At 71.0% G+C, this 23,509-nt stretch carries 19 protein-coding genes; 14 read left to right on the top strand and 5 right to left on the bottom strand.

Annotation, left to right across the window (positions count from 1 at the left end):
• Positions 1-139 precede the first annotated feature (139 nt).
• From OG413_RS00615 to OG413_RS00595, 5 genes are all read left to right on the top strand, one after another.
• Complete coding sequence (locus tag OG413_RS00615) at positions 140-940, top strand: helix-turn-helix domain-containing protein (protein WP_266802296.1); 801 nt, start codon at positions 140-142, stop codon at positions 938-940.
• 228 nt (positions 941-1,168) lie between these two features.
• Positions 1,169-2,647: a 30S ribosomal protein S12 methylthiotransferase RimO gene (gene rimO / locus OG413_RS00610; RefSeq protein WP_266802294.1), complete on the top strand. Its 1,479-nt coding sequence runs from the start codon at positions 1,169-1,171 to the stop codon at positions 2,645-2,647.
• The gene (gene pgsA / locus OG413_RS00605; protein ID WP_266802292.1) at positions 2,644-3,495 is read left to right on the top strand and encodes a CDP-diacylglycerol--glycerol-3-phosphate 3-phosphatidyltransferase; all 852 of its coding nucleotides are present in this window, start codon (positions 2,644-2,646) and stop codon (positions 3,493-3,495) included. The genes rimO and pgsA overlap by 4 nt, the downstream gene beginning before the upstream one ends.
• A complete protein-coding gene (locus OG413_RS00600; protein ID WP_266802290.1) occupies positions 3,492-4,001 on the top strand; it encodes a CinA family protein in 510 nt (169 codons plus the stop codon). Before pgsA ends, OG413_RS00600 begins: the two co-directional genes overlap by 4 nt.
• Before the next feature lie 109 nt (positions 4,002-4,110).
• The gene (locus tag OG413_RS00595; RefSeq protein WP_266802288.1) at positions 4,111-4,494 is read left to right on the top strand and encodes a helix-turn-helix domain-containing protein; all 384 of its coding nucleotides are present in this window, start codon (positions 4,111-4,113) and stop codon (positions 4,492-4,494) included.
• 909 nt (positions 4,495-5,403) lie between these two features.
• Here OG413_RS00595 and OG413_RS00590 read toward each other — a convergent pair.
• From OG413_RS00590 to OG413_RS00580, 3 genes are all read right to left on the bottom strand, one after another.
• Positions 5,404-6,168 (bottom strand): SDR family NAD(P)-dependent oxidoreductase, encoded by a 765-nt coding sequence (locus OG413_RS00590; protein ID WP_266802286.1) that lies wholly within the window; start codon positions 6,166-6,168, stop codon positions 5,404-5,406.
• 36 nt (positions 6,169-6,204) lie between these two features.
• Positions 6,205-7,017, bottom strand: coding sequence for an Fpg/Nei family DNA glycosylase (locus tag OG413_RS00585; RefSeq protein WP_266802284.1), 813 nt, complete (start codon positions 7,015-7,017; stop codon positions 6,205-6,207).
• Between the two features lie 197 nt (positions 7,018-7,214).
• Complete coding sequence (locus tag OG413_RS00580; protein ID WP_266802282.1) at positions 7,215-11,924, bottom strand: DEAD/DEAH box helicase; 4,710 nt, start codon at positions 11,922-11,924, stop codon at positions 7,215-7,217.
• A 183-nt stretch (positions 11,925-12,107) separates the two neighbouring features.
• On the opposite strand from OG413_RS00580, the gene OG413_RS00575 reads away from it, so the two are divergent.
• Genes OG413_RS00575 through OG413_RS00565 form a run of 3 tightly spaced genes read left to right on the top strand, consistent with a single transcriptional unit; the run spans position 12,108 to position 14,072 of the window.
• Positions 12,108-12,971, top strand: coding sequence for an AraC family transcriptional regulator (locus tag OG413_RS00575; RefSeq protein WP_266802280.1), 864 nt, complete (start codon positions 12,108-12,110; stop codon positions 12,969-12,971).
• Between the two features lie 10 nt (positions 12,972-12,981).
• A complete protein-coding gene (locus tag OG413_RS00570; RefSeq protein WP_266802278.1) occupies positions 12,982-13,770 on the top strand; it encodes an AzlC family ABC transporter permease in 789 nt (262 codons plus the stop codon).
• Positions 13,767-14,072, top strand: a complete 306-nt coding sequence (locus OG413_RS00565) for an AzlD domain-containing protein (RefSeq protein WP_266802276.1) — start codon at positions 13,767-13,769, stop codon at positions 14,070-14,072. Before OG413_RS00570 ends, OG413_RS00565 begins: the two co-directional genes overlap by 4 nt.
• 15 nt (positions 14,073-14,087) lie before the next feature.
• On the opposite strand, the gene OG413_RS00560 is transcribed toward OG413_RS00565, so the two are convergent.
• Positions 14,088-15,002, bottom strand: coding sequence for a hypothetical protein (locus tag OG413_RS00560; protein WP_266802274.1), 915 nt, complete (start codon positions 15,000-15,002; stop codon positions 14,088-14,090).
• Positions 15,003-15,082: 80 nt separating this feature from the next.
• Here OG413_RS00560 and OG413_RS00555 point away from each other — a divergent pair, with 80 nt between their 5' ends.
• The 4 genes from OG413_RS00555 to recX all read left to right on the top strand — a co-directional run bounded on the left by OG413_RS00555 (position 15,083) and on the right by recX (position 19,081).
• Complete coding sequence (locus OG413_RS00555; protein WP_266802272.1) at positions 15,083-15,277, top strand: DUF3046 domain-containing protein; 195 nt, start codon at positions 15,083-15,085, stop codon at positions 15,275-15,277.
• Between the two features lie 249 nt (positions 15,278-15,526).
• Positions 15,527-16,798: an AI-2E family transporter gene (locus OG413_RS00550; RefSeq protein ID WP_266809790.1), complete on the top strand. Its 1,272-nt coding sequence runs from the start codon at positions 15,527-15,529 to the stop codon at positions 16,796-16,798.
• A 381-nt stretch (positions 16,799-17,179) separates the two neighbouring features.
• On the top strand, positions 17,180-18,334 hold the full coding sequence (gene recA, locus OG413_RS00545; RefSeq protein ID WP_266802270.1) for a recombinase RecA: 1,155 nt from the start codon (positions 17,180-17,182) through the stop codon (positions 18,332-18,334).
• A 3-nt stretch (positions 18,335-18,337) separates the two neighbouring features.
• A complete protein-coding gene (gene recX, locus OG413_RS00540; protein ID WP_266802268.1) occupies positions 18,338-19,081 on the top strand; it encodes a recombination regulator RecX in 744 nt (247 codons plus the stop codon).
• 110 nt (positions 19,082-19,191) lie between these two features.
• On the opposite strand, the gene OG413_RS00535 is transcribed toward recX, so the two are convergent.
• Positions 19,192-19,905 carry a hypothetical protein gene (locus tag OG413_RS00535; protein WP_266802266.1) on the bottom strand — a complete coding sequence of 238 codons (714 nt, stop codon included), beginning with the start codon at positions 19,903-19,905 and terminating at the stop codon, positions 19,192-19,194.
• 220 nt (positions 19,906-20,125) lie between these two features.
• Here OG413_RS00535 and OG413_RS00530 point away from each other — a divergent pair, with 220 nt between their 5' ends.
• The gene (locus OG413_RS00530) at positions 20,126-20,854 is read left to right on the top strand and encodes a helix-turn-helix transcriptional regulator (RefSeq protein WP_266802264.1); all 729 of its coding nucleotides are present in this window, start codon (positions 20,126-20,128) and stop codon (positions 20,852-20,854) included.
• The gene (locus OG413_RS00525; protein ID WP_266802262.1) at positions 20,851-23,460 is read left to right on the top strand and encodes an FtsX-like permease family protein; all 2,610 of its coding nucleotides are present in this window, start codon (positions 20,851-20,853) and stop codon (positions 23,458-23,460) included. The genes OG413_RS00530 and OG413_RS00525 overlap by 4 nt, the downstream gene beginning before the upstream one ends.
• Positions 23,461-23,509: the final 49 nt, after the last annotated feature.

The following is a 23,509-nucleotide window of genomic DNA, read 5'->3' as shown; positions in this document are numbered from 1 at the left end:
GCTCCGTTCGCGGAGCTTTCGGTGGGGCTGTCCGGCGAACCCGATGGCGTACAAAGTCGTCGCTCCCGGTTGCCCCACCCTTTCGTACCCCCCCTAGACTGAACATCCAGCAGGTGGCTCACGCTCGAAAGGCGCCCCCGTGTCCATCGGCAACTCCCCCGAAGACGACCGGCCTTCGATCGGTCGCGTGCTTCAGCAGGCTCGTATCGCCGCAGGTCTGACGGTCGAGGAAGTCAGCAGCTCCACCCGGGTGCGCATCCCCATCGTGCACGCGATCGAGGAGGACGACTTCTCGCGCTGTGGCGGCGACGTGTATGCGCGCGGCCACATCCGTACGCTCGCCCGTGCCGTCGGTATCGACCCGGAACCCCTGGTCGAGCAGTACGACGCCGAACATGGCGGCCGTCCTGCGCCCACCCCGGCGGCACCGCTGTTCGAGGCGGAACGCATCCGTTCCGAACCCCGACGGCCCAACTGGACCGCGGCCATGGTCGCGGCCATCGTCGCCGTGGTCGGCTTCGTCGGCTTCACGCTCTTCAACGGCGACGACGAGCCTTCGAACACCGCTCAGGTGGCGGAGGGCTCGACCCCCGACAAGGCCACCGCCAAACCGGCCGCCAGCAAGCCGGCCGACCCCAAGCCCGTGCCCTCCGAAAGTGCCATCGCGGCGGCCCCCCGGGACAAGGTGACGGTCAAGCTCAGCGCCACCCAGGGCAAGAGCTGGATCTCGGCCAAGGACCACAACGGCCGCCTGCTCTTCGACGGCCTGCTGCTCCAGGACGAGTCCAAGACCTTCCAGGACAAGGAGCGCATCGACCTCGTCCTCGGCGACGCCGGGGCGATCGAGCTCTTCGTGAACGGCAAGAAGGTCGAGGATCAGTTCGAGCCGGGTCAGGTCGAGCGGCTCTCGTACACGAAGGGTGATCCGGAAGTCGGCTGACCGTCGGCCCGGTACCTCGGTGCCCCTGGGGCCTTCGGGCTCCTCGGGCTCCGCGGTGTCGTGGGTTTCTCGGCCTTTCCACTTCTCGATCCGCTTCACCGCTTTTCGGTTCTCGATCCGCTTGGATGGGCGCCCGGCACACGTGCCGGGCGCCCATTCTGTGTTACTCCCTGTAGCAGGTAACCCTGCACGGCAGGGTGCGTGCCGCGACGAAGTAGTCTTGAGTCCATGCCCGAACGCCGTACCGTCGCCCTTGTCACTCTCGGCTGCGCCCGTAACGAGGTGGACTCGGAGGAGCTTGCAGGCCGCTTGGCAGCGGACGGCTGGGAGCTCGTCGAGGACGCCTCCGACGCCGATGTCGCCGTCGTCAACACCTGCGGGTTCGTCGAAGCCGCCAAGAAGGACTCCGTCGACGCCCTGCTCGAAGCCAACGATCTGAAGGATCACGGCAAAACCCAGGCCGTGGTCGCCGTCGGCTGCATGGCCGAGCGCTACGGCAAGGATCTCGCCGAGGCCCTGCCGGAGGCGGACGGAGTCCTCGGATTCGACGACTACGCCGATATCTCCGACCGGCTCCAGACCATCCTCAACGGTGGCATCCACGCCTCGCACACCCCGCGCGACCGGCGCAAGCTCCTGCCGATCAGCCCCGCCGAGCGGCAGGACGCCGCGGTCGCCCTGCCGGGCCACGCGCAGGAGGCCGCTCCCGCCCCCGAGGACCTTCCGGACGGCGTCGCCCCGGTTTCCGGTCCGCGGGCACCCCTGCGGCGGCGACTGGGCACCAGTCCGGTCGCCTCGGTGAAGCTCGCCTCCGGCTGCGACCGCCGCTGCTCCTTCTGCGCCATCCCGTCCTTCCGCGGCTCCTTCATCTCACGGCGGCCCTCGGACGTCCTGGGGGAGACCCGCTGGCTGGCCGAGCAGGGTGTCAAGGAGGTCATGCTGGTCTCCGAGAACAACACCTCGTACGGCAAGGACCTCGGCGACATCCGCCTCCTGGAGACGCTGCTGCCGGAGCTCGCGGACGTCGAGGGGATCGAGCGGATCCGGGTCAGCTACCTCCAGCCCGCCGAGATGCGCCCCGGGCTGATCGACGTCCTCACCTCGACGCCGAAGGTCGCTCCGTACTTCGACCTCTCCTTCCAGCACTCCGCCCCCGGTGTGCTCAGGGCGATGCGCAGATTCGGTGACACGGACCGTTTCCTGGAACTCCTGGACACCATCCGTAACAAGGCTCCGCAGGCCGGTGCCCGCTCCAACTTCATCGTGGGCTTCCCCGGCGAGACCGAGGCCGACCTCGCGGAGCTGGAACGCTTCCTCACCGGGGCGCGGCTGGACGCCATCGGCGTCTTCGGCTACTCCGACGAGGAGGGCACCGAAGCGGTCGGTTACGAGAACAAGCTGGACGCCGATGTCATCGCGGAGCGGCTGGCGCACATCTCGCAGCTGGCCGAGGAGCTGACCTCGCAGCGGGCCGAGGAGCGGCTCGGCGAGACCCTCCAGGTTCTCGTGGAATCCGTCGAGTCCGAGGACGACGGACCGGTCGCGGTGGGCCGCGCGGCGCACCAGGCCCCGGAAACGGATGGACAGGTGGTCTTCACCACACGCGAGGGGCTCGTGCCGGGCCGTATGGTCGAGGCAAAGGTGGTGGGCACCGAGGGAGTGGACCTGGTGGCCGAACACCATGAGCTCGCGGAGGTGGCCAGATGACCGGAGCCCCGGCATCCGCGGCAGGCGGCACCGGCGCGAAGCCGGTCCGCGGCGGCAAGCTGGGCACTGCGGCCGTCAATCAGGCCAGCCTCTGGAACATCGCCAATATCCTCACGATGCTGCGGCTGCTGCTCGTCCCCGGCTTCGTCATGCTGCTCCTGCACAACGGTGGTGACGACCCGGTCTGGCGGGCCTTCGCCTGGGCGGCGTTCGCCGTGGCCATGATCACCGATGTGTTCGACGGGCATCTGGCGCGTACGTACAACCTCGTCACGGACTTCGGGAAGATCGCCGACCCGATCGCCGACAAGGCGATCATGGGCGCGGCGCTGATCTGCCTCTCCTCGCTCGGTGATCTTCCGTGGTGGATCACCGGTGTGATTCTCGCCCGTGAGCTGGGGATCACGCTGATGCGGTTCTGGGTGATCAGGCACGCGGTGATCCCGGCCAGTCGTGGCGGGAAGATAAAGACGCTCACTCAGGGCGTCGCGGCCGGCATGTACGTCCTGGCGCTGACCGGTCCACTGGCCACCTTGCGCTTCTGGGTGATGATGGCCGCCGTCGTGCTGACGGTCGTGACCGGGCTCGACTACGTACGCCAGGCCGTCGTCCTGCGCCGCAAGGGCGTCGCTGCCGAGCGTGCCGCCGGGGCGGAGGCGGACGCGGGGGCGGACGAAGCTGCCGGGGACGTTGCGGATGGCGGGGGTGCCGGGGGTGCCGCAGACGTTGCGGACGTCTCCGGTGGAACGGGTGCGGTGGATGTCTCCGGTGTGGCGGATGTCTCCGGTGTGGCGAGGGATGCTCGTACCACGGCTGATGCGCGTGGTGGCGCGGAGGCCGAGCGGTGACAGTAGCGGCGCGCGTACTGCGTCGGCTGGTGGAGCGCGGTGAGACGCTTGCTGTCGCCGAATCGCTGACCGGCGGTCTCGTCGCGGCGGAGCTCACCTCCGTACCCGGAGCCTCGCAGTCCTTCCGAGGGGCCGTGACGGCCTACGCCACGCCCCTGAAGAGGGACGTGCTCGGCGTCGACGGGACCCTTCTGGCGGAGCGCGGCGCGGTCGATCCCGATGTGGCCCGGGGGATGGCGGCCGGGGTGCGGCGGGTCCTGGGCGCCGACTGGGGTGTGTCGACCACCGGCGTCGCGGGTCCTGAGCCGCAGGACGGCAAGCCCGTCGGAATGGTCTACGTGGCACTTTCGGGGCCGTTCGGCATCGAGAAAGTCACCGCGCTGCGATTGAACGGCGATCGCGCGGACATCCGTCGAGAGACTGTGCGGAGCGTGCTTGAGCTGCTTTCGGGCGAACTCGGTGAAAACGTGGGGGCACAGGATACGGAACAGAACGGGGGGAATTGATGTTTGCAGCCCTGAGTGAACACGACATCGCTCCCCGCACGGCCGCAGCACAAGGCGGTACGGTAGGGCGTGAAGGATGCGGCTACGCGGTCCGAGGAGGGAGCCACCGATGATTCTGCTCCGTCGCCTGCTTGGTGACGTGCTGCGTCGGCAGCGCCAGCGCCAAGGCCGTACTCTGCGCGAAGTCTCCTCGTCCGCCCGGGTCTCGCTCGGTTATCTCTCCGAGGTGGAGCGGGGGCAGAAGGAGGCATCCTCCGAACTGCTCTCCGCGATTTGCGACGCGCTTGACGTACGGATGTCCGAGCTCATGCGTGAAGTGAGCGATGAGCTGTCCCTGGCCGAGCTGGCCGAGTCGGCAGCGGCCGGCGATCCGGTACCTGTACCGGTACGGCCAAGGCTCAATTCCGTCTCTGTGTCGTCGGTGGCAGGTGTGCCGTCGGGACGGGTGACCATCAAGGCGCCCGCGGAAGCGGTGGATGTCGTCGCCGCCTGATCTGCGCGGTTCGGTGTGACCGGGAGCCCCGGTCGACCCCCTGGAGGGGTCGACCGGGGCTTTTGCGTGTGAGGGAGTCGGACCTTGGCGCGGTACGGGGTACGAGTACGGAGGGTGTGGGGGGTGCGGGTGTCCGTGTTCTGGTTCCGCCACCTTCACCCGGTCGTTCCGGTCGCCTGCTCTGGATGCAGCGGGGCCGGTGCCAGGGGAAACTGCCGGAAAGGCGCCCCGGTCACCGGGGCTCCCTTTCGAGCGGTGCGCCTGCCGCGGGGAGTGCGGGTTTGTGCCTGGTCGTGCCGTGCGCGCCGGTACTGCACCGGTACTGCGCCGGTACGCCCTCCCGTCGGGTGAGCGAGCCGGTCTAGCGTCGGCCGGAGGAGGCAGCCATGGTGCGTCGATGGGTGCCGGCGTTCGTCCTCGGCGGGCTGTGGTGGTGGGCGGTGCTCCGGCTGGTGCTGGAGCCGGAGCACGCCGGGCTGGTGGAGGGGGCGGTGGCGGCGGGCGGATGGGGGCTGAGCCTGCTGCCCGTCCATGTGGGGGCGGTGGCGAGGCCCGGCAGAGCCCTTTCCGGGGCGGCGGATGCGCCGTCGTGGGAGGGGGCCGGTGAGGCCGGTGGCCGTTCGGGGCCTGCTGGTACGGGGCCTGCTGGTACGGGGCCTGCCGGTACGGGGAGTGGCGGTCCGGGGAGCGGCTGTCCGGAGGGCGCCGGTTCTGCCGGTCCGGGAGATGCGGACGGGGTGGACGACGCAGGACGTGGCACTGCCCGCCGAAGCTCGGAGCGGTGCCGGTGGTGGTAGTCCGGCCGGACTAGGGGGCGGCGCTGCTGGTGGCAGTCCAGCCGGTCGTGGTGGCGGTGGGCCGGTCGGTGGCGGGGGCCGTGGTCCGGCCGGTGGCGGCGGCCGTGGTGGTCTACCAGGGCATGGCGACGCCACCGTTCGGGCGGAGGATCTGACCGGTCATGAAGGACGACGCGTCCGACGCGAGATGCAGCACGGTGTGAGCGACGTCCTGGGGCTCGCCGACCCGGCCGAGCGGGGAGATCCGCACCATCACGGCCTCTGCCCGATGCTGCTGGTCCGCGTCGTGCCGGTCGGTCATCGGCGTGCGGATCCAGCCGGGAGCGACGGCGTTCACCCGAATGGAGTGCGGGCCGAGCTCCGTGGCGAGGGTCCTCGTCAGCTGGACGACAGCCGCCTTCGCGGCGCTGTAGCAGAGCAGGCCCGGACTCGCGGCGTCCACCGCGCCCGAGGCCATGGTGATCAGCGAACCGGGGGCGGAGCGCGCGATCATGCCGCGGGCCACCTCCTGGCAGGCGTACAGGACTCCCTTGAAGTTGACCGACAGGACGCGGTCCAGATCCTCGTCGGCCGTCTCCAGGACGCTGCTCGTATGCATGATTCCGGCGACGGCGACCAGGATGTCGATGGCCCCCGCTTCGGTCACGGCGCCCTTGATCTGGCTACGGTCCGTTACGTCGAGCAGGTGGGCGCGGGCCGAGCCGCCGAACTCGGTGATCAGATCGCAGGTCTCCGACAGGCCCTTCTCGTCGCGGTCCGCGCAGTGAAGCGTGGCCCCGGCCTCGGCGAGCAGGACCGCGCTCGCCCGGCCGATGCCGCTTGCGGCGCCGGTCACGAACGCGGACCGGCCGGTGAGGTCGTACGCGGTGAGGGGCATGACCGGACCGTACGACCGGATCTGACGATGCGTCAACTACTCGGTAGGGCCTGATTGGCAGCGCGGGCACCAGTAGGTGGGGCGGCCGTTCCGCTCGGCGACGCGGATGGGTGTGCCGCAGCGCAGGCAGGGGCGTCGCGCCCGGCCGTAGACGTAGAGGCGGTCACGGGCGTGGGCCCGGGTGTGGGCCGCGGTGGTGCTGAAGTTGGTGGTGGTGCGGTTGGGGCGGTCGCGGTTGGCTTCGAGGAGTCGTTTGGCGGTGGCCACCAGCCGGGCCGCGGTGGTGTCCGGAAGCGCGCCCACGGTGGTCCAGGGGGTGACTCGGGCCAGGAAGCAGAGCTCGCACGCGTAGACATTGCCGATACCGGCCAGGTTGCGCTGGTCCAGGAGGGCATCGTCGATGGGGCGGCCCGGGTCGGCGATCAGGTTGCCCAGAGCGGTGTCGGGGTTCCAGTCGGGGCCCAGCAGGTCGGGGCCGAGGTGGCCCACGGCCTTGTCCTCGTCGCGGGTACGGAGAAGTTCGAGCACGGGGAGCCGGTAGCCGACGGCGGTGTGTTCCGTGTTGGCCAGGACGGCGCGGATCTGGTGCGTGGGGCCGCCGCGCCAGCGCTCGTCCGGGGCGTAGACGCGCCAGGCGCCGTCCATCCGGAGATGGCTGTGGAGGGTGAGACCGTCGTCGAGACGGGTGAGGAGATGCTTGCCGCGCGCGGTGACGTCGAGAACGGTGCGGCCGGTGAGGTCGGCGGTGGCGAACCTCGGAACGCGCAGGTCGGCCTGGGTGAGGGCCCGGCCTGCGAGCGCTGTGTGCAGACGCTTGGCGGTCTGCAGGACGGTGTCTCCTTCAGGCATGCCTCCATGATGCGCGGTACGGATGGCGGACGCGGGGCGGCGAGGGCGGGACTCGTGGGGTGGCTGGCACGGGCGTCCGGGTGGTGGGGCGGGGGCTCCGGGGCGTGGCTCGGGCGGCGGGGAGGGCCGGGTGGCTTCGGCGGGCGGCGGGCGGCGGGTGGCGGGCGTCGTGGCGGTGGGGAGCTGTGCCGGGCGGGTCAGGCGCGCAGGCGCAGCCCTCTCGGGGTGGCGAGGAATCCGGCGGCTTCCAGGGTGCGGCCCAGGGGTGAGGTGAGGGAGGAGGTGCCATTGGTGCGCTCCACCGTGACGGTGCCGAGAGCGCCCGCGCGCGCCGCCGAGGCCAGCGCCTCGGCCGCCGCTCTCAGTGCGGGGGAGTCGGGGTCCGAGGGCCAGGCCAGCAGCGTCTTGCCGCCCCGCTCCATGTAGAGCGTCAGCTCACCGTCGACGAGCACCACGAGCGCCCCCGCCTTGCGGCCCGGTTTGTGGCCCGCCCCGTCCGGGGGTTCGGGCCAGGGCAGGGCGGCTCCGTAGGCATTGGCCGGGTCGGCTGCCGCGAGGACCAGGGAACGGGGCGCGGTTCCCGGGTCCGTACGGTCACGGGCGGTGGACGCGGCCCGCAGCCGGTCGACGGCTCCGTCCATCGCGAACTGGGCGGCCCCCAGTCCCTCGACGACATAGCCGCGTCGCGCCTGACCGTTGTCCTCGAAGGCGGCGAGGATGCGGTACGTCGCGGAAAAGCCGCCCTCGACGCCTTCTGCCTGCACCGCTCCACGGGTCACCACGCCGTGGCGGTCGAGCAGGGTACGGGCGAGGGCGTGGGCGCGGTGGGTCGGCTCCGGTTCGGCCGGGGGCAGCAGGGACCAACGGCCCGAGACGGTGGGCGGGCCCGTACGGGACGCCGGCCGGGCGGCCGCGGTGAGTGATCCGTACCGGCCGCGCGGAACGCTGCGTCTGGCCCGGTGGGCGGTCGAGCCCGCCGTGCGTCCTGAGCCCAGGAGCGAGCGCAGCGGGGCGAGGGTGTCGTTGGTGAGGCGCCCGGACCAGGCCAGGTCCCAGAGGGCGTCGGCCAACTGCGGGTCCGTGCAGTCCGGGTGGGTGGTGGCGCGGACCTGGTCGGCGATCTGCCGGAAGAAGAGGCCGTAACCGCCGGAGAGGGTGGCGAGGACCGATTCGTGCAGCGCGGACTGCTCCAGCGCATGCGGTGGCGGCAGCAACAGGGGTGCGCTGTCCGCCGGGTAGAGGGAGAGCCAGCCGTCCTTGCCCGGGAGAGCGCCCGCACCGGCCCAGACGACCTCGCCGGTTGTCGTCAGCTCGTCGAGCATCGCGGGGGTGTAGCCCGTGACCCGGCTCGGCAGGATCAGCTTTTCCAGCGCGGATGCGGGGACCGGGGCGCCCTGCAACTGCTCGATGGCGCGGGCCAGTCCGTCGATTCCGCGCAGGCTGTTGCCGCCCAGGTGCTGCCACTGCGGGAGGAAGGACGCGAGTGCGGCCGGGGGCACCGGCTCCAGCTCGTGGCGGAGCGCGGCGAGCGAACGACGGCGCAGTCGGCGTAGAACGGTCGCGTCGCACCACTCCTGTCCGATGCCCGCCGGATGGAACTCGCCCTGGACGGTCCGGCCCGACGCGGACAGCCGTTGCAGCGCTCCGTCGGTGACGGCGGTGCCGAGCCCGAAGCGCTCGGCGGCCCGGGTCGAGGTGAACGGGCCGTGCGTACGGGCGAAGCGGGCGAGGAGGTCGCCCAGAGGGTCCTTCACCGGTTCGGTGAACGCCTCGGGGACGCCGACGGGAAGGGCGGTGCCCAGGGCGTCGCGCAACCGGCCCGCGTCCTCGATCGCCGCCCAGTGGTCGGCGCCGGCGATGCGGACCTTGATGGCGCGGCGGGCCGATGCCAGCTCGGTCGCCCACTGAGGCTGGGCGCCCCGGTCGGCCAACTCGGCTTCGGTGAGCGGGCCGAGGACGCGGAGGAGGTCGGCGACGCCCTCGACATCCTTGATCTTCCGGTCCTCGGTGAGCCACTGGAGCTCCTGCTCCAGCTCGGTCAGCACATCGGCGTCGAGCAGTTCGCGCAGCTCTGCCCGGCCGAGCAGTTCGGCCAGGAGATGGGAGTCGAGGGAGAGCGCGGCGGCCCGTCGCTCGGCGAGCGGGGAGTCGCCCTCGTAAAGGAACTGCGCGACATAGCCGAAGAGGAGCGAGCGGGCGAACGGCGAGGGCTCCGGTGTGGTCACCTCGACCAGCCGGATACGGCGCGCTTCCAGGTCGCCCATCAGCTCGGTGAGTCCGGGAACGTCGAAGACGTCCTGGAGGCATTCGCGGACCGCTTCGAGAACGATCGGGAACGAACCGAACTCGGACGCGACCTGGAGCAGTTGGGATGCGCGCTGGCGCTGCTGCCAGAGCGGGGTGCGCTTGCCGGGGCTGCGCCGGGGCAGGAGCAGAGCCCGTGCCGCGCACTCGCGGAACCGCGAGGCGAACAGTGCCGAGCCGCCCACCTGATCGGTGACGATCTGCTGGATCTCACCCTTGTCGAACACGACATCGGCCGCGCCGACCGGGGCCTGCTCACTGTCGAACGCGCCATCGGGGAGTGCCGGGCCCGGCCCGGCACCGCCGCCCGCCGCCTCCGGGCCCCGGGAGGGATCGAAGTCGAGTAGATCCAGGCCCATCAGATCGGCGTCGGGCAGCCGCAGCACGATGCCGTCGTCGGCATGCATGACCTGGGCGTCCATCCCGTACCGCTCACCCAGCCGGGCGGACAGGGCCAGTGCCCAGGGGGCGTGCACCTGGGCACCGAAAGGGGAGTGCACCACGACCCGCCAGTCACCCAGCTCGTCCCGGAACCGCTCGACCAGGATCGTCCGGTCGTCCGGGACATGGCCGCAGGCACGCCGCTGCTCGTCCAGGTACGACAGGATGTTGTCCGCGGCCCAGGCGTCGAGCCCGGCGGCGAGCAGCCGGAGCCGGGCGTCCTCCTCCGACAGCCCGCCGATCTCCCGGAGGAACGCGCCCAGCGCACGGCCGAGCTCCAGCGGGCGGCCCAATTGGTCGCCCTTCCAGAACGGCAGCCGGCCCGGAACGCCTGGCGCGGGCGAGACGAGGACCCGGTCGCGGGTGATGTCCTCGATCCGCCAGGACGTGGTGCCCAGCGTGAAGACATCGCCGACCCGGGACTCGTACACCATCTCCTCGTCCAGCTCGCCGACCCGGCCGCCCCCCTTCTTCGGGTCCGCCCCGGCGAGGAAGACACCGAAGAGCCCGCGGTCGGGAATGGTGCCGCCTGAGGTGACGGCGAGCCGTTGTGCGCCGGGGCGGCCGGTGACCGTTCCGGCGACCCGGTCCCACACCACCCGCGGCCGGAGCTCCGCGAAGGCATCGGAGGGATAGCGTCCGGCGAGCATGTCGAGCACGGCGGTGAACGCCGATTCGGGGAGCGAGGCGAACGGGGCCGCCCGGCGGACGAGGGCCAGCAGGTCATCGGCCTGCCAGGTGTCCAGCGCGACCATGGCGACCAGCTGCTGGGCGAGCACGTCCAGGGGATTGGCGGGGACGCGCAGGGCCTCGATGGCGCCTTGGCGCATCCGCTCGGTGACGACGGCGGCCTGCACCAGATCGCCGCGGTACTTCGGGAAGACGACTCCGGTGGAGACCGCGCCCACCTGGTGCCCGGCCCGGCCCACCCGCTGCAGCCCGGAGGCGACGGACGGGGGCGACTCGACCTGGACCACCAGATCGACCGCGCCCATGTCGATGCCCAGCTCCAGGCTGGAGGTGGCGACGACGGCCGGCAGCCGTCCCGCCTTGAGGTCCTCCTCGACCTGGGCCCGCTGCTCCTTGGAGACCGAGCCGTGGTGCGCGCGGGCGAGCAGCGCGGGGGCACCCTTCGCCGCGCCGGACTGGGCCATGACCTCCGCCGGGGAGTGGGCTTCCGGCAGGGTCTCCGGGAGGGGCGCACCGGAGCCGTGCTCATCGAACACGGCTCCGGTCGCGCGCTCGTACGCGATCTCGTTGAGCCGGTTGCAGAGCCGCTCGGCCAGTCGCCGGGAGTTGGCGAAGACGATGGTGGAGCGGTGCGACTGGACGAGATCGGCGATGCGCTCCTCGACATGCGGCCAGATCGACGGCTTCTCCGCCTGGTCGGCACCGCCGTCGGTGGCGGGGGAGCCGCCCAGCTCACCCAGGTCCTCGACGGGGACGACCACCGACAGGTCGAATTCCTTGGTGGACGGAGGCTGGACGATCTCCGCCCTCCGACGCGGTGAGAGGAAGCGCGCCACCTCGTCGACGGGCCGGACCGTCGCGGACAGACCGATCCGCCGGGCGGGCCTGGGCAGCAGCTCGTCCAGCCGCTCCAGGGAGACGGCGAGATGGGCACCGCGCTTCGTACCGGCGACGGCGTGCACCTCGTCGAGGATCACGGTCTCGACACCAGCGAGGGCGTCCCGGGCCGAGGAGGTGAGCATCAGGAACAGCGACTCGGGTGTGGTGATCAGGATGTCCGGAGGCTTGGTCACCATGGAGCGCCGCTCGGCCGGCGGGGTGTCGCCGGACCGGATCCCCACCCGCACCTCCGGCTCGGGGAGTCCGAGCCGCACCGATTCCTGGCGGATACCGGTCAGCGGTGAGCGGAGATTGCGCTCCACATCGACGGCGAGCGCCTTGAGCGGTGACACGTACAGCACACGGCAGCGCTTCTTCGCCTCGGCGGGCGGCGGGACGGCGGCCAGCCGGTCCAGTGAGGCCAGAAACGCGGCGAGGGTCTTGCCGGAGCCGGTCGGCGCGACGACCAGCACATCGCTGCCTTCACCGATGGCGCGCCAGGCGCCCTCCTGCGCGGCCGTCGGCGCGCTGAAGGCACCGGCGAACCAGCTGCGGGTCGCGGGCGAGAACGAATCGAGTGCGGAGCCGACCATGTCCCCCATCGTGCACCCCGCCACTGACAACGGCCGGTGACGGCGTGTGCCGAGGGCGGGCGGCCAGGCGGGCGGGAGGCGGTGCGGGAGGCGGTGCGCACGTGCGTGCGGAAGGCGTGCGGCGGGGGCGCGGCGATCTTGCCGGGGCTGTGGGAAGCGGCCGGGACCTGCGAGAATTCGATTATGGCGGGAGGGGACGAGGCTAAGGAGTGGGCGAGGTACTGGCAGCACGCGGAGCTGCCCGACCTCGATCTTCTGCGCGCCCGGTACGTCCGCCACACGTTCCCCCGGCACAGCCACGAGGGCTACGTCTTCGGCACGATCACCCGCGGCGTCGAGGACGTGGGACTGCCCGGCGGCACGGTGCACGCGGGCCCCGGCATGGTGGTCATGATCAATCCGGAGGTGCCGCACACCGCCCGCGCCGGAGTCCCCGAGGGCTGGGTGTACGCCACGCTCTATCCGTCCGCCCAGGTGATCAACGACATCGCGGCCGACGTGACGAACCTGCGCGGCACCGTCGGGTTCGCCGAGACCAGCGCGGCCGACCCCCGGGCGGCCCGGTTGATCACCGAGATACACCGTGCCGCGGAGGAGGGCAACGCGCTGGCCGCCGACAGCCTGCTGCGGGTCATGGTGGCCCGGCTGCTGAACCGGCACGGCAGCCCCTTGCCCACCCTGGCGCCGCACGCCGCAGGCGCCGACGACGCCGCCCGTGCCCGGGCCGTGTTGGAGGACCGGATGACCGGGCCGCCCACCCTGGAGACGCTGGCCGCCGAGCTGGGTACCAGCCCGTTCGCGTTGCTGAGGGCCTTCAAGAAGCGCTACGGGATGCCGCCGCACACCTGGCTCACCGATGCGCGTGTGCGCCGGGCGCGGCGCATGCTCGACGCGGGTGTCACCCCCGCCGACGCCGCGGCCGCCGTCGGTTTCACCGATCAGCCGCATCTCAACCGTCACTTCACCCGGATCGTGGGGGTGCCACCGGGCGCGTACCAGCGCGAGCGCGCAAGAACGTACAAGACCGGCCCGGACCTCTCCCCGTAACGTTCCGGGCGTGGCAGAACAGACAGCATCCCCTCAGAGCGCGGACCCGGGCGGCGTCCCATCCGGCGTCCCACCCTGCGGGCAGACCGGCCGGGCGGACGTCGGCGCCGCGCGGGAGAAGCCGGACACGGCGGTCGTACGGGACGCGCTCGGCGTCGGGATCGCCGTCGGGCTCTCCGGCTTCGCGTTCGGCGTCACCTCGGCAGGATCCGGACTCACGGTTCTCCAGACCTGCGCGCTCAGCCTCCTCGTCTTCACCGGAGCCTCGCAGTTCGCTCTCGTGGGGGCGCTCGCGGCGGGCGGGAATCCGTACACCGCGGCGGCCGGAGCGTTCTTTCTCGGCATACGCAACGTTTTCTACGGCCTGCGCCTGTCGCAGCTGCTCTCCCTGCCGCGCGCCGTACGTCCCTTCGCCGCGCAGTGGGTCATCGACGAGACGACGGCTGTCACGCTGCCCCAGCCCACCCGGCGGGCCGCGCGGATCGGCTTCACGGTCACCGGGCTCACCCTGTACGTGCTGTGGAACCTGACCACGCTGGTGGGCGCGCTGGGTGCCGAGGTGCTCGGCGACACCGACGCCTGGGGGCTGGACGCGGCGAGTCCCGCGGTGTTCCTGGCGCTGCTCGCGCCGATGCTGAAGAGCACCACGGAACGCGTCACGGCGGCACTCGCGGTGCTGCTGGCCCTGGCCCTGCTGCCCGTACTGCCCGCGGGGCTACCGGTTCTCCTGTCCGCACTCGCCGCACCCGTGGTCCTGTTCCTGATGGGGCGCTCGAAGAAGACCGAGGAGCGTCGATGAACGTCTGGATCGCCATCGGACTGACCGCGGTCGGCTGCTACCTGGCAAAACTCCTGGGGCTGGTGGTCCCCGCCGGAGTGCTGGAACGGCCACTGGTGCAGCGCCTGGCCGCACTCCTCCCGGTGGCGCTGCTCGCCGCCCTCACCGCACAGCAGACCTTCGGGGACGGCCGGCAGCTGGTGCTCGACGCCCGAGGCGTGGGCCTCGCCGCGGCAGCGCTCGCGCTGGCTCTGCGGGCCCCCTTCCTGGTCGTGGTAGGCGCCGCCGTCGTGGTGACGGCGGGCGTACGAGCGCTGGGCTGAACGGCACCGGCCCGGTCAGCTGAGCCTGCGGCCGTACGCCCGCAGGGTGTGCAGTGCCTTCAGCGTCACCAGGGGACGGCCTTCCAGCTCCGTGCCCGGTGCCCACCGGCGCCAGCTCACCGGCCAGCCGCCGTCCTCCTGCTGCTCGGCCGCCAAGTGGTCGAGCGAGCGGTCCAGCTCCTCGTCGGTGAACCAGCGCCGTGCCAGCGACCCAGGTGTACGGGCGTAGTCGTACGGGAAGTGGTGCTCACCCGGCGCGTAGCCGGGCGAGCCCGGATACTCCGCCCGCCGCTCCGGGTCCAGCACCGCCAGCCGTTGCTCGCGTACCAGCCGTCCCAGTCGGCCCGCGGCGGCCTCGGCGCGGGCGCGGTCCGGAGCACCGTCCAGGAAGGCGACCGCCGCCTCGATCTCGTACGGATGTGACTGCTCCAGGGTGTCGACGGCATCCCAGCAGAAGTCCGTGGCCCGGAACAGCCAGGCGTGCCACACCTGATTGCGGTGCAGCAGTCCGACGATCGGACCGGTGGCCAACAGCTCGGCGGGCGGGTCGTCGACGATCGGGATGAATGGCGCGGCGGGATAGCCACGCTGTGTGGGCAGGAGCGCGGGCAGCGCGCCCTCCTTGGTCGATACTTCGGTCAGATAGCGACAGATCCGCTCTACCCGCGGTCCGTTGCAGCGGCCGATCGAGTCGAGAACGTTCAGCGCGTGGGCGGTGTGCAGCGGCTGGCTCACAGGGCCGCGGAGGTCGGGTTCGAGGGCGTGGCCGTAGCCGCCGTCCTCGTTCAGATAGGCGGCGAGTGCCGTCTCGACCGCGTCCGTACTTCCTTCGAGGAAGTCGTGGGCGAACCGCCGCTGTTCGAGGACGCGGGCGGTGAGCCAGATGAACTGCTCGGCGCGGGCGAGTGGGTTTGCTCTGGTTCCAGCCATGAACCGACCGTAGAGCGGAAAGTGCCGTTGGCAGATGCGTAGCGGCCCGGCTGCACTCTCAGGAGCGGGATACTGGTGGCATGCGGTTGACGATTTTCTGGGAACGGATGGCGGACCACTTCGGTGAGGGGTACGCGGATTCGTTCGCGCACGACCACGTGATGGCCGAACTCGGCGGCCGTACGGTGCACCAGGCCCTCGCCGCCGGATGGGACGCCAAGGACGTCTGGCGAGGAGTCTGCAAGGCCGTGGACGTACCCGCCCATAAGCGCTGAGAAGCCTGTGGACGTATCCCGCCCATAAGCGCTGACAGGTCCGTGGACATCCCCGCTCACAAGCGCTGACGGGCCCATGGACGTCGCCGCGACCAGTGCTCACGGGGTGGGCGGCCGACTGTCACCGGCGTAGGCGAGACTTGTTCCGTGGCACCGACAGACGAGACCGCCCAGACCCAGCCATCCGCCTCCCCGCCCGTCCCGACGGACGCGCCGCCGACGCAGCCGTCCGGCACGGGGCCGGTTCGCATGCCCGGCTGGCTGCCGCGCGCGATGGTGCTGGCACTGGCGCTCTATGCCTGCTTCCGGCTCGGCAGCTGGGCGTTCGACCAGCTCATCGGGCTGCTGATCAATGTGCTCATCTCGTTCTTCCTCGCGCTCGCCATCGAGCCCGCGGTGAGCCGGATGTCGGCCCGTGGCATGCGCCGCGGCCTCGCCACGTTCCTCGTCTTCCTCGGCGTGCTGATAGCCGGTGTCGGCTTCATCGTGCTGCTGGGCTCGATGCTCGCCGGTCAGATCGTCGACATGGTCGATGAATTTCCCAAGTACCTCGACTCGGTGATCAGCTGGGTCAACCAGACCTTCAACACCGACCTCTCGCGCGTCGAGGTGCAGGACAGCCTGCTCCACTCCGACTGGCTGCAGAAGTACGTCCAGAACAGCGCGACCGGCGTGCTGGATGTTTCCACGACGGTGCTCGGCGGACTGTTCCGGCTGCTGACGATCTTCCTGTTCTCCTTCTACTTCGCGGCCGACGGCCCCCGGCTGCGGCGTGCTCTGTGCTCCGTTCTCCCGCCCGCCCGGCAGGCCGAGGTGCTGCGGGCCTGGGAGATCGCGGTCGACAAGACCGGCGGCTACCTCTACTCGCGCGGTCTCATGGCCCTGATCTCCGGCATCGCGCACTACGTCCTGCTGGTGATCCTCGGAGTGCCCTACGCCCCGGCTCTCGCGGTCTGGGTCGGCCTGGTCTCGCAGTTCATCCCCACCATCGGTACGTATCTGGCGGGCGCCCTGCCGATGCTGATCGCCTTCACCGTCGACCCCTGGTACGCCGTGTGGGTGCTCGGGTTCGTCGTGGTCTACCAGCAGTTCGAGAACTATGTGCTCCAGCCCAAGCTCACCTCCAAGACCGTGGACATCCATCCCGCGGTCGCCTTCGGCTCGGTGATCGCGGGTACGGCGCTGATGGGCGCCGTCGGCGCGCTGATCGCGATCCCGGCCGTGGCCACACTCCAGGCGTTCCTCGGCGCCTATGTGAAGCGGTACGACGTGACGGACGACCCGAGAGTGCACGGCCGCCATCGCTGGGGGCGTGGCGAATCGGTGCTCTCACGGATTCGCCGTGCCGCATCCGCCCCGGGCAGCGGCGACGGAAACAGCGGACCGCCGGACCGGTCGGCCGGATCCGATGGTTCGGACCGGTCCGATGGGGCTGAGGGGTCCGATGGGTCCGATGGGGCTGATGAGCCAGGGGGTGCCGGCGGCTCGGGTTGTGCCGCCGGGGCGGGCGGTCGCGGCTGACACCTCGCGGCCCGGAGCGGGCCGCGGTGTCGCAGCGGTATCCGGTGACGTCGGCGGGCCGCCCTGGAACCTGTGCCGCCGGGATCCGAAAGGCTTGAGTGAAATGACCCTTTATGGGTCGAATTTGGCGTGAGAATCGGCGCTCAGTGTTGACTTGTGGGATGTCGACTGATATAAGGCGCTACTCTCGGTTGCGCGGGCCCGGCGTGGTGCGCTTGACACTGAAATCGAACATCCATTCTCATGGGATTCCGGCCGGGTTTTCCCGGGCTCGACCGTGGAGTTGTCCACAGGCCGGGAGGACGTCGAGGCCCATTGTCAGTGGCAGGGGTTAGCGTCTTTGACGTGAAGCGATCGACTCAAGCAAATCGGGTGGAACCCATGGCAGGAAACGACCGCGAGAAGGCGTTGGACGCCGCACTCGCACAGATTGAACGGCAATTCGGCAAGGGCGCGGTGATGCGCCTCGGTGAGCGGCCGAACGAGCCGATCGAGGTGATTCCCACCGGGTCGACCGCACTCGACGTCGCACTCGGCGTCGGCGGCCTGCCGCGTGGCCGTGTGGTGGAGGTGTACGGGCCGGAGTCCTCCGGCAAGACGACGCTGACGCTGCACGCCGTGGCGAACGCGCAGAAGCTCGGCGGCACGGTGGCGTTCATCGACGCCGAGCACGCCCTCGACCCCGAGTACGCGAAGAAGCTCGGCGTCGACATCGACAACCTCATCCTGTCCCAGCCGGACAACGGTGAGCAGGCGCTGGAAATCGTGGACATGCTGATCCGCTCCGGTGCCCTCGACCTCATCGTCATCGACTCCGTCGCGGCCCTGGTGCCCCGTGCGGAGATCGAGGGCGAGATGGGTGACTCGCACGTGGGTCTGCAGGCCCGTCTGATGAGCCAGGCCCTCCGTAAGATCACCAGCGCGCTCAACCAGTCCAAGACCACCGCGATCTTCATCAACCAGCTCCGCGAGAAGATCGGTGTGATGTTCGGCTCCCCGGAGACCACGACCGGTGGCCGGGCCCTGAAGTTCTACGCCTCGGTGCGCCTCGACATCCGCCGGATCGAGACGCTGAAGGACGGTACCGACGCCGTCGGTAACCGCACCCGCGTCAAGGTCGTGAAGAACAAGGTCGCGCCGCCCTTCAAGCAGGCCGAGTTCGACATCCTCTACGGCCAGGGAATCAGCCGCGAGGGCGGCCTGATCGACATGGGCGTGGAGCACGGCTTCGTCCGCAAGGCCGGTGCCTGGTACACGTACGAAGGCGATCAGCTCGGCCAGGGCAAGGAGAACTCCCGCAACTTCCTCAAGGACAACCCCGATCTCGCCAATGAGATCGAGAGGAAGATCCTGGACAAGCTGGGTGTCGGCGTCCGGCCGGACAAGGACAAGGACAAGGACAAGGACAAGGACAAGGCCAAGACGGAGGCCGAGCCGGCTGCGGATGCGGCGGCGGCCACCGACGGTGCGGCGAAGGCGGCACCCGCGTCGGCCGCCAAGGCCAAGCCGACCAAGGCTGCGGCGGCAAAGAGCTAGACCGTGACGCGCCGTACGGAGTGGCCGGGCAGCGCCGACGAATCCGGCGCGGGACCCGGTCCCGAGTTCACCGGCGGACCCGGCGAAGGGTTCGTGTCCGAACCGGGGGACGGTCCCGCAGGACGTTCCCGTTCCCGGTCCCGCGGGGGAGCGGGAACGGGGTTCGGCGAAGGGGCGGGCCGACGTGGCCGCTCCGGCACCAGAAGCAGCGGTTCCCCCTCCTCGTCGAGGGCCGAGACGGGGGAACCGCGAGACCCGGTCGAGCAGGCGCGCAACATCTGTCTGCGTCTGCTCACCGGGACCCCTCGAACGCGCAAGCAACTCGCGGACGCCCTGCGTAAGCGGGAGATCCCGGACGAGGCGGCGGAAGAAGTGCTGTCGCGCTTCGAGGACGTCGGGTTGATCGACGACGCGGCGTTCGCGGGTGCCTGGGTGGAATCCCGGCACCACGGACGAGGGCTCGCACGCCGCGCCCTCGTCCGCGAACTGCGCACCAAAGGGGTGGATTCCGCCCTTATCGACGAGGCGGTCGGTCGGCTCGACTCGGAGCAGGAGGAGGAGACCGCCCGCGAGCTCGTGGCACGCAAGCTCCGCTCCACTCGGGGCCTGGACCGCGACAAACGTCTGCGCCGCCTGGCGGGCATGCTCGCGCGCAAGGGGTACGGGGAAGGCATGGCCCTGCGCGTGGTGCGACAGGCGCTGGAGGAGGAGGGCGAGGACACGGAAGGCTTGGACGAGTCCTTCTGAACCGGGCGGTGGTCCGTCCACGGGGGCGGGGGAGGGGGCGCGGTCGGGACGGGGTGGGGCAAGGTTTTCGGTCGGTGGTCGGGGGTCGCCTTTGTGGGTGGCGGGGCGGATCAGTGTCCGGCGGACGATGCCCGGCGGATGGTGGCGTCGATCAGGGCCAGGGCGTCGGTGGCGGTGCGGCCGGGGTGCCGGTTCCAGGGGCCGATCAGTCCGGGCCAGCCCTGGGAGCGGAGTTCGGTGATCAGCCAGGCCCCGGCCCGGTTCACGGTGCCGAGGGACCCGTAACCGAGTCGGTGCGCGGTGAGCAGGGCGCCGCAGACGCAGCGGGCGCCACGGGCGTTGCGCAGCCGGTACGGGGTGTTCTGCCAGCCCCACTCGGTCAGGACCTGTCGTGCGTAGCCGAGCTGGGTGGAGGGGCGCAGGTCCGGCTGCCCGACGCGCCGCCAGGCATGGACGCGGTCGGGCAGCACCGCACCCAGCCGTCCGGGGAGCGGGCGTTCGCGCGGCGGGGCGGCGGGCAGTGTCCGCATCGAATCGTCGATGAGCTGACCGACGGGTACGGACAGCAGGCTTCGCCAGTCGGCCGAGTCCCGCGCCGAGTCCCGCGCCGCGCCCCGAGCCGGGTTCACCGCCGCGGCCGGATCCTCTGCCCATTCCTCCGCAGATTCCTCGGCCGGTTGTGCCGACGACGCCGACGCCGGGGGGAACGCGGGCGCGGGGGCGGTGTACTCCCAGCCTGTGACGATCTGCTGCCACGCCTCCGTTTCATGAAGGCGGGCAGCCTGGAGGTCGAGCTGATCAGGGGTGAGGGCAGCGGTTTCCATCAGTGCGACATCTCCGTACATTTCGGTCCTCTGTATGAGGCGAATGTCGGTCGCGCACGGCGATTGCTCCACTGGAGTGTGGCGTTCGGGTGTGGTGAAGGGCGTAGGGGGCGGACCAGGGAGTGGGTGAGGAGCGCGTTGGTACGGGGGCTAACCCCCGTACCAAGACGCAGGCGCGCTCCAGTGCACAGATATCTGTGCACAGAACAGTGTGTACGCCATGGCAGAGAAGCCCGGCGGTACCGAGACCACCGAACTGGCGGCGCTCAAGGCGCTCGCCCAGCCGCGACGCCAGCGGATCTTTCAGCACCTCACCCTGCACGGCCCGGCGACGTCCGCGAGCCTGGCCCGTGCTCTCGGTCTGAACACCGGAGCCACCAGCTATCACCTGCGTGAACTGGCCCGGTACGGGTTCGTCGTGGAGACCGAACCCGCGAGGACCGAACGCGAGGACACCGGGCCCCGAGACGCGGAAGCGTCCGGTTCCGGGGCCGAAGCCCCAGGGGCCCGCCGCCGCAGATGGTGGCGTGCGATTCCGGGCGACCGGCGCTTCCCGTTCAGGTCCCGCCAGAACCCCGAGACGCGGCTCGTCATGGACGAGCTCAACCACCATGCGTACGCCGAGGACCTCGCCCTCTTCGAACGGCTCCAGCGCGACGCCCCGCTGCCCGCCCGTGAAAGCGGACAGCCGACGGCCCCAGGGCAGGCGGAAGGGGCGGGAGAGCCGGACGAGGGCGAGTGGGCCGACGCCTTCGCGTACTCGCGCGGTTCTCTGCGGCTGACCCTCCCCGAACTCCGTGAGTTCTTCGAGGAGTACATCGCTCTGATGAACCGCTACAAGCGGCCCGAGGACGATGTCCCACCCGCGTCCCGCACGGTCCACACCCGCCTGCTCGCCTTCCCGGCCCCCGCCTCCACGATCGACCGGACAGAGACGGACGCACGATGATGCCGCGCTACGCACTCCAGACGATCCGGGACCGGAAGGGAGGATTCCTCGGTGCCCTGTTGGCTCTGATGTGCGCCGCCGCTCTCATCACCGCCTGCGGAACTCTTCTGGAGACCGGTCTGCGCGGAAGGATCACCACCGAGCGCTACGCGGCCACCCCGCTGATCGTCTCGGCCGACCAGAACGTCCACCGGACCACGGTCAAGCACAAGGGCAACGGGAAGACGAAGACCAAACACAAGGCGAAGCCCGTCGCCGAGCGTGCCTGGCTGCCCGCCGCCACCGCCGACCGGGTACGCGCCCTCGACGCCGTCCAGGCGGTGATCCCCGAGCTCACCTTCCTGGCCCGGCCTTTGTCCGGCGGCCGGAAGCACATGTCCGCGGACCGCCCCTCGTACGGCCACTCCTGGGCCTCCGCACCGCTCACGCCGTTCGGGATCATCGCAGGCAGGGCCCCGTCCTCGGCCGCCGACGTGGTGATCGACCGCGGGCTCGCCGAGCGGGCCGGACTCCAGCCCGGGGACCGGCTCACCGTGCAGTCCACCGGCGCTCCGCGCCCGTACCGCGTCAGCGGAATCGCCGCTCCCACGTCTTCCGGCGGCGAGGGCCGCACCGACGACGCGCATCGCGCCGACGACGCGCATCGCGCCGACCTCAAGCAGCAGACCTCACTCTTCTTCGCCGCCGCCGAGGCAGAACGGCTCGCCGCTCGCCCCGCCCAGGTGTCCGCCCTCGGCGTGATCCCCGCGCCCGGCACGGACCTCGGCCGGCTGGAACGGCGGGTCGAGCGGGCGCTCAAGGGCACGACGGCGCAGGTCGCCACGGGAGACGAACGAGGGCCGGTCGAGTTCCTGGACGCCGCGGGCGCCCGTATCAAACTCATCTCCATGGGAGGCGCGATGGGCGGTACCGCGCTTCTCGTCGCCGTCCTCGTCGTCGTCGGTACATTCGCGCTCTCCATCCAGCAGCGCCACCGCGAGTTGGCCCTGCTGCGCGCCATCGCCGCCACTCCGCGCCAGGTCCGCCGACTGCTCGGCCGCGAAGCGCTGCTGGTGGGAGCCGTGGCCGGGGTGCTGGGCTCGCTCGCCGGGCTGCCGCTCGCGGGCCGGCTGCACAGTCGATTCATCGACATGGGTGCCGTCCCCGCCTCCTTGGAACGCACCACGGGCATTTTCCCGCTGTTCGCCGCGGTCGCCATCACTCTCGTCGGTGCCTGGGCGGCCGCGAGGATTTCGGGTCGCCGGATCTCCCGTATCCGACCTGCGGAGGCCATGGCCGAGGCCGCGGTCGAGGGGGACCGCCCGGCGTGGGGCCGGATCGCCGCGGGGCTGGTGCTGCTGGCGGGCGGTCTCGTCCTTGTCGCCGTACTGGGAATCCTGCGCACCGAGGCGGCCTCGACCCCGGTCACCTTCCTCGCGGTGGTCGTGCTGGCCACCGCCGTTTCCCTGCTGGGGCCGCTCCTGGTCAGGGCGACGGCCGCGCTGCTCGCCGGACCGTTGCGACTGGCGGGTCCGGGCGGTCGCCTCGCCACCGCCAACCTGCGCGGCCACGCCGCCCGGATGGCCGCTGTCGTCACCCCCCTCACCCTGCTCATCGGGATGACCTGCACCGTTCTCTTCGTCCAGCCGACGCTCGGTGACGCCGCCCGTACGCAGGCCCGTGAAGGCACCCGCGCCACCGCGGTCCTGGTCGGTCAGGGCCCCGGCGTCCCGTCCGCCGCCGCCCGGAAGATCCGGGCGACGCCCGGGGTCTCGGCCGCCACCGAAGTCGTACGCACCACCGTGCGCGTGGGCCTCGACAAGTACACGGCCCAGGGCGTCACCCCTGCCGGTCTCAGCCACACCTGGGACCCCGATGTCACCAGTGGTTCGCTCACCGGTTTCACCGCGACCGCTCATCCTGCGGCGATCAGCGAACTCGCGGCCGACCGGCTGGGTCTCGGCCCCGGCGACGGGCTGACACTGCACCTCGGCGATGGGGCCCCGGCGACCTTCACCGTCGTCGCCGTGTACGCCCGTGGGCTGGGCTTCGGTGATCTGACCCTGCCGCACGACGAGCTCGCCCGCCACATGGACAACCCGCTGGCCGCCAAGGTCCTGGTGGCCTCGGACCTGGACCGCGACGAACTCGCCACCGGGATCGCGGAGTTTCCCGGGATCGCCGTTCTCGAACCGGCCGCGGTCGACCGGCTCCAGGCCGACCGCGCGCAGGCGAACGCCGAAGTCAACTATCTGGCCATGGGCCTCGTGCTGGCCTTCACCGCCATCGCCGTCGTGAACACCCTCGCCATGTCGGTCTCCGAACGGATCAGGGAGTTCGCGATGCTCCGGCTGGCCGGGGCAACCCGCCGACAGGTCCTGCGGATGCTCCGGATCGAAGCACTGGCGGTGCTGCTCCTGGCCACCGTCCTCGGCACCGGTATCGCGCTGGCCGTACTGACCGCGTTCAGTGTCGGCATGACCGGCAGCGCGGCGCCCACTGTGCTGCCTTTGGTGTACGCGGAAGTGGTGGGAGCGGCCGCCCTGTTGGTCTTGGTCGCGACCGCTCTTCCCGGTCGGCTGGCGCTGAAAACCCGACCGGTGGAGGTGGCCACATCCAGGCAGTAGCCACCCCTTTCGGACACGCGAGGGCGCTCCCGGTCACGAGGGTGCTTCC

Source organism: Streptomyces sp. NBC_01433, assembly GCF_026340105.1.
In the GTDB taxonomy this organism is placed as follows: domain Bacteria; phylum Actinomycetota; class Actinomycetes; order Streptomycetales; family Streptomycetaceae; genus Streptomyces.
Note: the sequence above shows the minus strand (reverse complement) of the source record. Positions and strands in the feature narration are given on the sequence as shown.